This is a genomic window from Bradyrhizobium aeschynomenes, from assembly GCF_013178945.1.
GTDB lineage: Bacteria > Pseudomonadota > Alphaproteobacteria > Rhizobiales > Xanthobacteraceae > Bradyrhizobium > Bradyrhizobium aeschynomenes.
Window position 1 is genome coordinate 61,188 of sequence record NZ_JABFDM010000001.1, and the last position, 13,751, is coordinate 74,938.

General features: G+C 65.9%; 10 protein-coding genes. 4 read left to right on the top strand and 6 right to left on the bottom strand.

What is annotated here, in order from left to right:
• The first annotated feature begins 80 nt into the window (after window positions 1–80).
• On the top strand, window positions 81–941 hold the full coding sequence (locus HL666_RS00275) for a LysR substrate-binding domain-containing protein (RefSeq protein ID WP_172114626.1): 861 nt from the start codon (window positions 81–83) through the stop codon (window positions 939–941).
• Window positions 942–1,019: 78 nt separating this feature from the next.
• On the opposite strand, the gene HL666_RS00280 is transcribed toward HL666_RS00275, so the two are convergent.
• The 6 genes from HL666_RS00280 to HL666_RS00305 form a co-directional block, all read right to left on the bottom strand.
• Window positions 1,020–2,615, bottom strand: a complete 1,596-nt coding sequence (locus tag HL666_RS00280) for a gamma-glutamyltransferase family protein (RefSeq protein ID WP_172114628.1) — start codon at window positions 2,613–2,615, stop codon at window positions 1,020–1,022.
• Window positions 2,616–2,746: 131 nt separating this feature from the next.
• Window positions 2,747–3,130 (bottom strand): RidA family protein, encoded by a 384-nt coding sequence (locus HL666_RS00285; protein ID WP_172114630.1) that lies wholly within the window; start codon window positions 3,128–3,130, stop codon window positions 2,747–2,749.
• Window positions 3,131–3,330: 200 nt separating this feature from the next.
• The gene (locus HL666_RS00290; RefSeq protein WP_172179304.1) at window positions 3,331–5,664 is read right to left on the bottom strand and encodes an acetamidase/formamidase family protein; all 2,334 of its coding nucleotides are present in this window, start codon (window positions 5,662–5,664) and stop codon (window positions 3,331–3,333) included.
• A gap of 172 nt (window positions 5,665–5,836) precedes the next feature.
• Window positions 5,837–7,078 carry an acetamidase/formamidase family protein gene (locus HL666_RS00295; RefSeq protein ID WP_172179306.1) on the bottom strand — a complete coding sequence of 414 codons (1,242 nt, stop codon included), beginning with the start codon at window positions 7,076–7,078 and terminating at the stop codon, window positions 5,837–5,839.
• Window positions 7,079–7,307: 229 nt separating this feature from the next.
• On the bottom strand, window positions 7,308–8,936 hold the full coding sequence (locus HL666_RS00300; RefSeq protein ID WP_172179308.1) for an amino acid ABC transporter permease/ATP-binding protein: 1,629 nt from the start codon (window positions 8,934–8,936) through the stop codon (window positions 7,308–7,310).
• 304 nt (window positions 8,937–9,240) lie between these two features.
• A complete protein-coding gene (locus HL666_RS00305; RefSeq protein WP_172179310.1) occupies window positions 9,241–10,131 on the bottom strand; it encodes an ABC transporter substrate-binding protein in 891 nt (296 codons plus the stop codon).
• Window positions 10,132–10,760: 629 nt separating this feature from the next.
• Between HL666_RS00305 and HL666_RS00310 the strand changes: the two genes are divergently transcribed.
• The 3 genes from HL666_RS00310 to HL666_RS00320 are packed head-to-tail and all read left to right on the top strand — an operon-like array spanning window position 10,761 to window position 13,711.
• Window positions 10,761–11,585 carry an ABC transporter permease gene (locus tag HL666_RS00310; RefSeq protein WP_172179312.1) on the top strand — a complete coding sequence of 275 codons (825 nt, stop codon included), beginning with the start codon at window positions 10,761–10,763 and terminating at the stop codon, window positions 11,583–11,585.
• Window positions 11,585–12,649: an ABC transporter ATP-binding protein gene (locus HL666_RS00315; RefSeq protein WP_172179314.1), complete on the top strand. Its 1,065-nt coding sequence runs from the start codon at window positions 11,585–11,587 to the stop codon at window positions 12,647–12,649. Before HL666_RS00310 ends, HL666_RS00315 begins: the two co-directional genes overlap by 1 nt.
• Window positions 12,650–12,679: 30 nt before the next feature.
• Complete coding sequence (locus tag HL666_RS00320) at window positions 12,680–13,711, top strand: ABC transporter substrate-binding protein (protein ID WP_172114644.1); 1,032 nt, start codon at window positions 12,680–12,682, stop codon at window positions 13,709–13,711.
• Window positions 13,712–13,751 lie beyond the last annotated feature (40 nt).

Consider the following 13,751-nt stretch of genomic DNA (forward strand, 5'->3'; position numbering starts at 1 on the left):
GTCTTTACGGAGCGCGACGCGGTCGACAAAGTGAATTATGACGATGCTGGTATCGTCTTTTTCGATAGCGGGGGGTTGTCGTGAACTTCGACATCGACTGCCTGAGATCGTTTCTCGTCATTGCCGATACGATGAGCTTCTCGCGCGCTGCTGAGGCCGTCGGGCGGTCGCAGTCGACGATCAGCCAGCAGATGGCGAAGCTGGAAATGCAGGTCGGCAAGCCCCTGTTGACCCGGCGGAAGGGCCGGGTTCTGGAGCTGACCGTCGAAGGTGATCGCTTCGCCCAATACGCCAGGCGCATTCTTCAGCTCAATGACGAAGCCTATGCGTCGATGTGCGACGACGTCCTGGTTGGCTTCGTGCGGCTCGGGGTTCCGCTCGACTTCTTCGGCCGCGACTTCACGACCTGGCTGGCGCGCTTCAAGACCAAGAATCCGATGGTCGGCATCGAGGTCGAGGCGAACCAATCGGAGAGCCTGATGAAGCGGAGCGCGCGCGGCGAATTTGACCTCGCCTTCTTCAAGCAGGAAGTCGGCGCCCGCGCCGGCACGTCGATGCTGACGGAGCAACTGGTCTGGGTCAGCGGCCCGAACTACAGCCCGGACGATGCATCGATCCCGCTGGTTCTGTTCCCGGAGGGGTGTGCCTATCGGCGTCTGGCGCTGTCGGCGTTGAAGCAGCATGATCGCCGCTGGCACCTCAGCTTCGTCAGTCCGAGCTTCGAGTGTCTGAAGGCCGCAACGCTCGAGGGATTGGGAATTACCGTCCTGGCGCGCGCGCTGGTACAGCCGCCGCTTCGCATCATCCGGCAGGACATCGGTCTTCCCCGCCTGCCGGCCGTCGAGCTTGCCTACGCACGTGGCCGCACCAATTCCCGCACGGTCGGCGAGCTGACCAGTTTTCTCGCCGACAGGCTGACGGCGGCGGGCGTGCCGGCTTAGTCGGTTCAGCTGTGACCGATCGAGCTTGAACGTAGGTCGCAAAGCGGGCCGCGGATGCCGCAGGGGCGAAGGCGGAGATCAGCTCTCCGCCACCGCATCTCCCCAAGCGTGGGCGATCTCCGTCGCGCCGCTGTTCACATCGCCGTTGCGCATCACGATGCTCGGGCAAGCGAACTTCATCGGCATGGTTTGCACCGGCGCGGGCACGGTCTCGAACTTCGCAGTGAGCGCGTCCATCACGTCAGCGGATAGCCGCGTGTCGGCGCCGACCACGTTGCCTTCGCTGGCGTCGATGCGGGGGTGATGAATCGCGGCGTCCAGGTCCATCCCGTAATCCATCACGAAGGACAGCATCTGCGCCACGGCCGGCAGGATGCGGCGGCCGCCGGAGGCGCCCAGCGCAAGGCGGCTGCCGTCGGCGGTCTGCGCCACGACGGGCGTGTAGTTGGTGAGGCAGCGCTTGCCCGGGGCGAGCGAGTTGGTCGTGCCCGGGGTCGGATCGAACCACATGATGCCGTTGTTCATCATGATGCCGCTCTGCGGTGCCTGGAACTTCGAGCCGAAGCCCGACAGCAGGGTCTGGGTCACCGCGGCCATGTTGCCGTCGCGGTCGACTACCGAATAATGCGTGGTGCAGGCGGGCGCGAGATATTCGGCGCCGAGTGCGCGCTTTCCGGCGGCGTCGCCCATGTCGTTGAGCCGCTCGCGATAGGCCGATTGCACCGCCTCGGCATAGGCGATGAATGCACTCGCATCCGGGGTCTTCCCGGAGGCCGTCACGCTGGCCTGCATCAGCCGCAAGGCATGTGCCAGCGTCGGGCCGGCGGTCAGCTCCGGCGTGGCGAACACGGTGCCGCCGCGATATGGGATAGCGAGCGGCTCACGAAGATGGGCCTCGAAGGCGGCGAGATCCTCCACCGAAAGCGCGCCGCCGGCGGCCTGGATGTCCCGGGTGAGCGAACGGGCGATGTCGCCCTGATAGAAGTCGCGCGCGCCGGCGTGCGCGAGATGCGCCAAAGTCGCCTTCAGTTGCTCCTGCGGCAGCCGCGTCACCGCCTTGGCGCCCCATTGCGGATTCGGTGGCAGGCCATCCTTCAGATAGGCCGCAGCGCTGCCGGGATAGCGGCGGAGGTCGGCCGCGCAACTGGAGATCATCACGGTCGTCCACCAGTCCACCAGCAGGCCTTCGGCTGCGAGCTTCACGCTCGGCGTGACCAGGTCCTGCCATGGCAGCCTTGCGTAGCGGCGATGCGCCGCCTCCATGCCGGCGACGATACCCGGCACGGCGATCGCGCCGGGGCCGTGCAGGTTGCGGTCGTCCTTGACGCGGGGCCAGGGGAAGATGTCGGCGGCGACGCTGCCGTCATTCGCCAGCGGATAGTCTTCGACGCGCAGACTGTCCGGCGCGCGCATGCCGTAGTCGATCACCTCGACGCTGTTCTGCCTGGCGCGATACAGCACCATGGCGCCGCCGCCGCCGAGCCCGCTCATCCACGGCTCGAGCACGCCGAGCGCGAAGCCGGTCGCGACCACCGCATCGATGCAGTCGCCGCCGGCCGCCAGCACCTCGGCGCCGATTTCGGCCGCACGGCGTGACTGCGCGGCGACGATGCCCCCCTTGCTGCTGACCGCCGGCTTGCGGATCTCCTGGCGATTGGAAAAATGGTTCGGCATGGCACTCCCTCGATCCGCCTCATTCGTCGGCGAATTGACACCGGCCGGCGCCGCCGCACAATCGGCAACAGCGTCTGCCTCCTCAGCTCAGATCGAATGACCGGCGTTGAGGAGAAATTTACCTTTCGAAACTACGGTCGTCGACAGACCAGATCGATCTCGATCAGCGCGTCATAGGCCAAGCCGGTGACGCCGACGCAGGTGCGGGCCGGCAGCCGGTCCGGCGGGAAGAATGAACGGTAGGTTTCATTCATTGCCGCGTAATCCCGCTTGAATTCGGTCAGGTAAATCCGAGACATCACAATATGTTCGAGGCCGAGGTTGAGGCTTCGGATGATGTACTTCAAGTTCTGCATCACCGCCTTCGTCTGCTCCACGATGCCCTCCGGTAGCACGCCCGGCGCCTCCGGCGAATCCGGCATCTGGCCGGTGACGAACACGAAGCCGTCGGTCTCCACCGCGTGACTGAACGGCGCCACGGGCCGCGTGGCGCCGGAGATCATGTGGAACTGCATGGTGAGGGGTCCTTCTTGTGCGGGGCTAGCTAGAAATCACAATTCCGGTCGTCATTGCGAGGAGCCAACGGGTCCGCGCAAAGCGCGGCCCGATGACAGGCTCCGCGACGAAGCAATCCTGAGTCGCGCGTGACGCCCTGGATTGCTTCGCTTCGCTCGCAATAACGGAGATCTGGGACAAAGTTGAAGCGCAATGAACCTCAGCGTTCAGTCTCGAACAGCCGCTTGCTCAGGATCGCATGCACGCCCCAATTGCCGTCGACCACTTGCGTGACGCCGAAATCGACCGCGGCGGACATCAGCGCGATCGCCTCGTCCTCGCTGAGGCCTTTGACGTGCATCAGGAAACGCCGCATCTTGCGGAACGCGTCCTTCATCGCGAGGTCGAGCGAGGATGTGTTGTAGACTTCGCTCTGGCCCTGTGCGCCGAACTCGGCGAGATAGTTCGGATGGCTGAAGCCGGTCAGCACCCAGTCGGTTTCAGTCTCGATCAGCGGATAGCTGAGATCCGCAAAGGGTTGTCCCGCGAGCCGGCTCTTCTTGTGCAGGATGACCTGGAAGGTGCCGGTCATCGAGCTCTCGATTGCGGTGCCGCCGAGCTCGCCGTCGCCTTGCGTGGCGTGGGGATCGCCGACGGACAGCAGCGCGCCGGGGACGGCAACCGGCAGGTACACGGTCGCACCCTTGCCGAGCCGCCAATTGTCGAGATTGCCCCCGAAATAGGACGGCGGAATCGAATCGACGAAGTCGACTTCGCGCGGCGCCACGGCGATGACGCCAAAATGCGGCCGCAGGGGAATGCGGATGTTGTCGAGCACACCATGGCGGCGCTTGACGCTGCCGGGCGCCACCGGCACGCCGGGATAGTCGTAGGTGGCGTGGACGATGCCGGCCGGATCGGTCTGCGGCTCCCAGCGATAGGAATACAGCGCACGCGCATGCGGCTCGGGATCGTCGGCGAAGATCTCATAGATCGTCACGGCCTCGCGCGGCGCGGGCGGCGCGATCAGCTCATTGTAGTGATAGCCCCACCATGCGGCCACGCTGGAGCCGAACACGCGGCCTTCATGCCCGTGGCTGCGGCTTCGCCGCGGCACGATGTCGAGGATGCGCACCTCGAGCACGTCGCCGGGCTGGGCGTCCTTGATCGTTACGGGGCCGGTGCAGATGTGCACGCCGAAGCCCTCGCCGGCGCCACGGCCGAACACGCTGGCGTCCATCGGTCCGGCGCCGCGGCGGTCGACGTTCTTCTTCGCATGCGTCCAGCCGAATACGCTCTGCGCGCCGGCATCGCCCGATATCATCAGCTCCGGATCGTCCGAGGCGTGCTGCGTCAGCGTTTCGATGGTGATCGTGTCGCCGGAGGCGATCTCCAGTTGCGGCGGCAGCGAGCGGCTGAAATAGCCCCAATGCACCCGCTCGGCCGAAACCGCGAGATGATGGTGATGCCGTTGTGCGTCTTGGTCGTTGGCCGGCGCCGGCAGCGCGATCTCGCTCCTGGACGAGGCGGGTGACGGCGAGGCCCGCTGCTGAGCCAGCGCGTCCTGCGGCCAGCCGCGCTGGCCGCGCGGCGCCGCCGAGGTCACCGCCTGCTCGGCCTTCTGTTGCCGGAACTCGCGCGGCGACAGGCCGAAGCGGGCGCGGAAGCTGCGGCTGAAATGCGCTGAATCGCCAAAACCGTAGCGATAGGCGATCTCGGAGATCGAGTGATGGGCCTCGGCCGGATTGGAGAGATCAGCCCAGGCGCGCTGCAGCCGCCGTTCCCTCACATAGTGACTGAAATTGTCGCCGGCACTCTCGAACAGTTTCTGCAGGTAACGCTCTGAGATGCCTTCCGCCTGGGCGACGCGAGCCGGCGTCAGCTCGGCATCCTCCAGCCGGCGCTCGATGGTCTGGCAGATTCGGTGCAGGATCGCCGCCTGCGTCGCGCTGCTGCCAGCCTCGGAAGTAGGCGCGGCCTGCTGATGCGCGAGCGTCAGCACGAGATCGGCGAGGCTCTGCACCACCGTGCTCCATTCCGCATCGCTCAGGGTCTCGAGCGCGCGCGCGGTTGCCTCGATGGTGCGGCAGACCACGTCGGCGAGTCCGCTCGGTGCGATCACCTCAGGTCTTGCAAGCTTCAGTCTGCCGCTGATCCGGCCGTGCAGGGCGTCCGAGGTGACCGACAGCACGATCGCGCGCAGATCGCGCTGGAACGCGATGCTCCAGTCGCCGCCGCGCGGCAGCAGCATCAGATGTCCCGATGGCACGATGCGATGGCTGTCGCCGCTGCGGAGCACGGCGCCATCCTCGATCGCCAGCAGCGCGATCGGGAGGTCTTCCTGCGCCTGCGGCACCGCCGCCACGATCTGTGCGCCCGCCGCCAGCCGTGACAGCGCGATGCCCGGCGCATGGCGGTGCGACGCCGTCGCGTGACCGTCGTAGAACGGAGCCGTTGCAGCCGGCTGCAGCCCGACCGCGTTCAGGACATCGCGCCACGCCTCGGGACGCTCGTCCCTCGCATAGGATTCGCTGGTGAACGGACGGAAACTCATGGCACGCCCCGGGTCCGGGAATTCGAAGCAACCCCCGTGCCAGACGGCTTTGACGGTCCGTGGTGGAATAATGCTGCTCAGGGCGCTGCTCCGAAGCTTGCGATCAGCGATGCCGCTGCAACACGAATGGTGGGTTCCCCTTCACCTTGCGGGGAGGGGGCCCGCAGCGACATCAATCACACCGGAACACGTTCTTCCTGATCGTGCCGTGCACGCCCCAATTGGCGTCGACGACCTGGGTGACACCGAAATCGGCGCCGACGGACAGCAGCGAGATCGCCTCGTCCTCACTGAGATGATGCACCGTCATCAGGAATCGACGCAGCTTGCGGAAGGCGTCGCGCATGGCGCGGTCGAGGCTGGAGTGGTTGGCGATCTCGGTCTGCGCGTTGGCGCCGAGCTCGGCGAGGTAGTTCGGATAGGTGAAGCCGTAGACCGACCAGGCCTCGCTGGTCTCCAGCAGCGGATGCGTCAGGCCTTCGAGCGAGGTTCCGGCGAGATCGTTCTTCTTGTGCAGAATGAACTCGAAGTCGCCGGTCAGCGAGGTCTCGATCGCGGTGCCGCCGAGCTCGCTGTCGCCCTGCGCGGCATGGGGATCGCCGACCGAGAAATAGGCGCCGGGCACGGCGACGGGATAATACATCCGCGCGCCCTTGCCGATCCGCCAGTCGTCGATGTTGCCGCCGGTGTAGCTCGGCGGAATCGAGGAGACGTAGTCGGCCTCGGACGGCGCCAGGCCCATGGTGCCGAAATGCAGCCGGGCCGGCACCTTGATGCCGGGCAGGATGTTCTCGCGCTTCTTGATCGTGGCGTGGTCGACCGGCACGCCGGGATAGTCGATGGTCGGATGCACGATGCCGTCCGGGTCGGTCTGCGGCGTCCAGACGTAGTTGTAGACTGCCTTGGCGAACGGCTCGCCCGAGGTGTCCAGCTCGAAGATGGTGACGACCTCGCGTGGCTTCGGCTCCTCGATCAGGTCGTGGTAGTGGAAGCCCCAATTGGCGGCGGCGTTGGAGCCGAAGCATTTGCCGGCGTGGCAGCCGCACTGGCTCGGCCGCGGCCGGATGTCGAGGATGCGCACCTCCAGCACGTCGCCGGGCTCGGCGCCCTCGATCGCGACGGGGCCGGTGAGCAGATGCACGCCGATGCCCTCGCCCGAGCCGCGGATGAACGGCCCTTCGGTCGGTCCGGAGCCGCGCCGCGCCACCGCCTTGTGTTCTTTCGTCCACTTGAACACGCTCTCGGCGCCGGGATCGTCCTTGATCATTCGCTCATAGTCGTCATTGGCGTGGTGCGTCAGCGTCTCGATCGTGGCGCGGTCGCCGGAGCGCAAGGTGAGGGCGGGCGTCACCACCTTGGAGAAATAGCCCCAGTGGACGGTCTTGTTGGACACCGGCAGCAGATGGTGCTTCATGCGAGGGCCTCTTTGCTCAGAGATCGAGGATGTTGAGAGTTCGGCACGTGCCGTGAACGGCGCAGGTCGGGCCTCATGGTTCGAGACGGCGCTGCGCGCCCCCTCACCATGAGGGGATAGAGCTCTGTCGAGTCGGAGAGCTTCACCGCACCCACAGGCCTCATCCTGAGGAGCCCGCGGCAGGCGGGCGTCTCGAAGGATGGCCGCGGGCCGGCTGCGAACCACACGCTCATGCGACCGCGTCCTTCGGCCGCTCGGCCTCCATCACCGAGAGGAAGCGCGCGGTCAGCGGATGGCGCGGGTTGGTCAGCACCTCGTGTGCAGGCCCCTGTTCGAGGATGACGCCACCGTTGAGGAAGGCGACGCGGTCTGCGACCTCGTCAGCGAAGCGGATCTGATGCGTCGAGATGATCATGGTCAGCCCGTCGTCGATGGCGAGCCGGCGGATCACCTCCAACACCTCGCCGACCAGCTCGGGATCGAGCGCCGATGTCGGCTCGTCCAGCAGCAGCACGCTCGGGTTCGGCGCCAGCGCGCGGGCGATCGCCACGCGCTGCTGCTGGCCGCCGGACAGATGCCGTGGCAACGCATCGGCGCGATGCGACAGGCCGACGCGGTCGAGCAGTTCGGCCGCGCGGCGCTCGGCCTCGAAGCGGCCCATGCCGTGCACCCAGCGCAAGGGACCTGCGACGTTCTCCTTGGCGGTGAGATGGCCGAACAGGTTGAACTGCTGGAACACCATGCCGACGCCGACATTGGCGCGCTCATTGGCGATCGCCCGCGGCGTCAGCTTGCGGCCGGCCTCGTCGAAGCCGAGCTTGCGGCCGCCGACGCGAATCTCGCCGGAATCCCAGTTCTCCAGATGATTGATGCAGCGGAGCAGGGTGCTCTTGCCGGAGCCGGAGGGACCGAGCAGCGCGATCACCTCGCCGATGCGCACGGTGAGATCGAGGCCGTCGAGGACCTTGTTGCCGTCATAGGCCTTGCGCAGGTGTTTCACCTCGACCGCGATATTGTTGCGGGCAATGGTGGCGGCGCGCCGGGCGCGGTCTTCGATCGACAGCGCCAGTGGCGGCGTCTCTTTCAATTCGGCGGGTTCGGGCGGAGCGGCCTCGATGGCGGGAGAGGTCTTCGCCGCAAGCTCCAGCTTGGTCGCGAGATCGACGCGGCGCCACGGCAGATAGTCGGCGAGCTTGCGCTGCTTCGTCGTGCGGTCGAGATCGAGCAGCCACTCCAGCGCCAGCTGGATGACGCTGATGGCGCCGGTGAGCACGAGATAGAGCAGGCCGGAGGCGAAGAAGATCGAGAAGAAGTCGAAGGTGGAGGATGCGAGCTGCGTCGAGCGCAGCGTGAGCTCCTGTACGGCGATCACGGAGGCGAGCGAGGAGTTCTTCAGCGCGCTCACCGCCTCGTTGCCGAAGGCCGGGATCATGGTGCGGATCGCCTGCGGCGCGATGATCCGGCGCATCAAAATGGCCGGCGTCATGCCGAGCGCCTGGCCCGCCAGCAATTGGCCGCGATCGACGCCGAGCACACCGGAGCGCAGCATCTCGGCAATGAACGGCGCCTCGTTGCAGGCCAGCGCAAGACCGGCGGCCAGCACTGCCGGCAGCTTGATGCCGATGTGGGGCAGCGCGTCGTAGGCAAACACCATCTGCAGGATCAGCGGCGTGCCGCGAAAGATCACGGTGTAGCCGCGCGCGATCGCCGCCAGCAGCCAGAACCGGCTGAGCTGCATCGCCGCGAGGATGAGACCGAGGATCAGTCCGCCGACCAGTCCGAGCGCGGTGACCTGCAGGGTCAGCTCGATGCCCTGCAGCAGATACGGCATGCTGAGATAGTGCAGGAAGAGGGACATGTGTCGACCCGGGAGGTGCGTAGGGTGGGCAAAGGCGCGGAGCGCCGTGCCCACCGCGATCATCGTGTGGAAGCAATGGTGGGCACGCTGCGCTTTGCCCACCCTACGAAGTTGTTCAGAGTCGGCTCACGCATGTGTCGCCCAGGAAACGCTGCGCTCCCTCCCCCCTTGTGGGGGAGGGCTGGGGAGGGGGGGACTCAGCAAAGACTTTTCGTGTGGACCCCCACCCCCGACCCCTCCCCGCAAGGGGGAGGGGAGCGCACCGTCACCGCCGCGACAGGTTCGTCTCAAACTCAATGCGCTATTAGTCCGCCGTCAGGATGTCCGGTTCCTTGAAGTTGGCCGGATCGAGCTGCCACTTCTTCAGCAGCTCCTGGTGGATGCCTTCCTTCTGCACCTCGATCAGCGCGGCCATCACGGCGTCGCGGAACTTGGGCTTGTCTTTTGGCACGGCGATGCCGACCGAATAGGGGATCGTCACGGCGATCGCCTTCTCCAGCTTGTCCGGATAGGCCTTCACCGCCTGGTCCACCGTGTTGACGTCGTTGATGTAGGTATCGGCGCGGCCGGCGAGGATGGCCTGGATGCAGTTGGCGTTGTTGTCATAGAGCTGGATCGTCGGCTCAGGCTTTCCGGCTTCCTTGCATTTCGGCGCGAGATCCTGGATCAGCGGCACCTCGACATAGCCGGTGTTCTCGGCCGCCGCGGCGCCACACAGGGACAGGTTGATGCCGTTGATGCCCTTCGGGTTGCCCTTGGCGACCAGGACGCCGTCGAACACCTTGGAATAGGTGATGAAGTCGGCGGCCTTGGCGCGCTCCTTGGTGGCGTAGATGTCGGAGATCACGATGTCGGCCTGGCCGCTCGCCAGAGTGGTCAGCAGCGCGGCGAACGTCACCGCCTTGTAAGTCAGCTTGAAGCCCAGGCAGTCGCCGATCGCCTCGCCGAGGTCGATGTCGAAGCCGACATATTTGCTCGGGTCCTTCGGGTCGATCGACTCGTAGCCCGGGGTGTGCGGATTGATGGCGTTGACGAGCGTCTTGCCCTTCCAGTCCGGATATTTCTCCTTCAGCGCCGCGCAGCCCGCCGGCGTCGCCGCGCTCGCATCGACGGGTGCGAGCAGTGTTGCCGCGATGATGGCGCCGAGCGCGGCAAGCCACGCGCGCCGCGCTCCAGTGAATAGCCTCGTCTGCATGTTGCCAGCTCCTTCGAACGATGGTGTCGCGCTGGTCCGGCGGTGCATTGGTGCCGTCGCCCCGGTCCAAGCTCGGGACGAAGCTTAGGTGCGCGCCCGCGCGGATGACTTGTCCCTGGGCGCACAAAAAATTGGATCACGCCGGTGCAAGAATTGAGCAGCCATTGCCCAAAACGACGCCTCTGCGGAATGGGCTGCTGCTCGGGGGGCGATCTCCCGTGTCGTGGTGAAAATTATGATAATCAGAATTATTTGCCGCGTGAGACGCCCATTTCCGATGTCCTGGCACATTGATGATCGTACCCCCGGCTGTCGTCGTCCGCGAAAGCGGACGATCCAGTACGCCGTGACGCCGCGGTGAATCTCTTCTGCCGCGGAGTACTGGATGCCCCGCTTTCGCGGAGCATGACGGCGGTGGGGATGACGAGACACAGCCGGTCACCAGGAAGCGCTCGTCTCGCGCCGAGATGGAGCGGCCAGAGTTTCACGCGTCTGGATCGTGGCACCGCAGGCCGACTCGTCCATGCACATGTGCATTGCGATAAGCCGTCTCGCGGGCTTGGCGGCTGCGGAGCTGCCGACTACGATGCCGCCGCACAATCTGCCCTTTGTTTGTTGAGGTGTCTGCAATGCTGTTCCGTTTTACGGGACAACTGTCTTTCGGCCAATTCGCAGTGCGGACACTGATCGTCGTCGCTTATGCCGTGATCTTCGCGCCGGTCGTCATGATCGTCGTGACCAGCTTCTTCGCGCAGGAAATCGTGAGCTTCCCGCCGCCGGGCCTGTCGCTGAAATGGTACGCGAACGCGCTGAGCAAGCCGGAATTTTTGCGCGGCCTCGTCACCAGCTTCCAGGTGGCGCTGCTCGCAACCGCGATCGGCGTGCCGCTCGGCACCGCCGCGGCGCTTGCGATCGTGCGCGGCGAGTTCCGCGGCCGTCAGGCGCTGTCATCGTTCCTGCTGGCGCCGCTCGCCGTGCCAGGCGTCGTTGCTGGCTCCGGCCTCTACATGTTCTACGTGCTCGCCGAGGACCTGCTCGACCGCGACATCAAGGCGACGACCGAAGGCCTCGTGGCCGCGCATACGCTGCTCGCGATTCCCTGGACGGTGCGTCTCGTCGTCGCCAGCCTGCAGGGGCTCGATCGCGCCGCCGAGGAGGCCGCCGCCAATCTCGGCGCCAGCCCGTTCACGGTGTTCCGCCGCATCACTTTGCCGATGATGCGTTCCGGCATCGTCGCGGCCGCGATGTTCTCCTTCATCCAGAGCTTTGAAAATCTCGATCTGTCGATGCTGCTGGTCGGCCCTGGTCGGATCACTTTGCCGGTCGCGATGCTGAACTATCTCGAATTCCGTATCGATCCGACGCTCGCCGCTGTCGCCACCGTGCAGATCATGCTGGTCGGGCTGCTGATGGTGGTCACCGACCGCTTCGTCAAACTGTCGCGGGTGGTGTGATGGCGCAGCTGATCATCGAGAAGCTGACCAAGCGCTTCGGCACGTCCATCGGCGTTGAAGGCCTCGATCTCTCGGTCAACGAGGGCGAATTGGTCGCACTGCTCGGGCCGTCCGGCTGCGGCAAGACGACGACGTTGCGGATGGTCGCCGGCTTCCTGCCGCCGACCAGCGGCCGCGTGCTGTTCGACCGCGAGGACGTGACGCAGCTGCCGGCCTACAAGCGCGCCACCGGCATGGTGTTCCAGTCCTACGCGCTGTTTCCGCACATGAGCGCGGCCGACAATGTCGGCTTCGGCCTGGAGATGCGCGGCCTCAACGCGGCGGAGCGCAAGACGAAGATCGAAGAGGCGCTCAAGCTGGTGCGGCTGTCGCATCTCGCCGACCGGCTGCCGCGGCAATTGTCCGGCGGCCAGCAGCAGCGCGTGGCGCTGGCGCGCGCGCTGGTGATCAATCCGCGGATCTTCCTGCTCGACGAGCCCCTGTCCAATCTCGACGCCAAGCTGCGCGCCGAGGTGCGGCTCGAGATTCGCGCGCTGCAGCAGCGGCTCGGCCTGACGACGTTGATGGTGACGCACGACCGCGAGGAGGCGCTGACCATGGCCGACCGTCTCGTCGTCATGGAGGGCGGCCGCGTCCGCCAGATCGGCACGCCGCAGGAGCTCTACGATTCGCCGGTCGATGCGTTCGTTGCCGACTTCGTCGGCCGCTGCAACATCCTTCCCGGCCGTCGCGCGGATGAGAGGCAGTTCCGCACCAGTGGCGGCCTGCTGCTTCCGGTCGATGTCATCGGCGGCGAGCGCGATGATGCCAATGCCTTCGCGCTGCGCCCGGAACGGATTGACATCGTGCCGGGCGACGCCGGCGAGGTGCGTGGCCGCGTGCAGGCGATCACTTATATGGGCGCGCAGACCGAATACGTGGTTGCGTTCGGCGACGAAACGCTGGTGGCTGTGAGGCCGACGCCCGATGCCGGCGAGCCGCTGGCCGCGCTCAAGCCCAATGATTCGGTTTCACTGCAATGGGACCGCAAGGTCCCGCGTCTCGTGCCTCAGACATCTTCCTAACGCATCCCATCCCAAGCGAGAGGTTCTCCCATGATTTCGCGACGTCATTTTCTCTCTGCCAGCGCCGGCGTCGCCGCGCTGGCCTCCGGCATGCCGACGGCCCGCGCCGAGGGCGGGCAGGTCGTGGTCGGCACCTGGGGCGGCGACTACGGCCAGCTGCTGTCCGACATCATCGACAAGCCGATCATGACGCCGAAGGGGTTCGAGATCGTGCAGGACGTCGGTAACGCCGATCCGCGCAAGACCAAGCTGCTCGCCGAACGTCAGAGCCGGCGCGGCTCGATGGACGTCGCTTGCCTGTCCGACAATGACGCCTACATCGTGTCGCAGTCGGACGTGTTCGAGAGGGTCGACGCGGCGCAGGTGAAGCGGCTCGACAAGGTCTTCCCCGAGCTGAGAAGCGACATCGCGATCCCGCACATCTATTCGGCGCAGGTGATCCTCTACAACACAAACCAGGTGAAGACGCCGCCGCAATCCTTCGCCGATCTCTGGGATCCGAAATGGCGCGGCAAGATCGGCCTCGCCGACATCCTCTATCCCAACAACACGCTGGCCGCGGCGCTCGCCGGCGGCGGCGGTGTCAGCAATCTCGATCCGGCCGAGAAGAAGCTGATGGAATGGCGCTCGCTCGACGTGAAGATCTATCCGTCGAACGAGGCGTTGGCGGCCGCACTGAAGTCGGAGGAGGTGTGGCTGACCACGATGTGGCTCGCCCGCGGCTTCATGTGGAAGAAGTCCGGCATTCCGCTCGCCCATGTCGTGCCGAAGGAAGGTACGCCGGCGATCGTGTTCCAGGCCTCTGTGCCGAAGAACGCCAAGAACAAGGCCGGCGGCTTCGCCTATCTCGACGCGATGTTGGACGCCAAGGCGCAGGGCGGCTTCGCCGACAAGATGGGCTATGTCCCGACCGTCACCGACGCGCCGCTGCCGGAGGATCTCGCCAAGCAGGTCAGCCTCACCGAGGCCGAGCGCGCGCGGCTGTTGAAGCCGGATTACGCCTATGCTGCAGGGCGTTCGCAGCGCACGCTCGACTTCTGGAACAAGGAGTTCAAGGCCTGAGCCTTGGATAATGCGCTCCTGCGGCTTCGCCGCAGGAGCC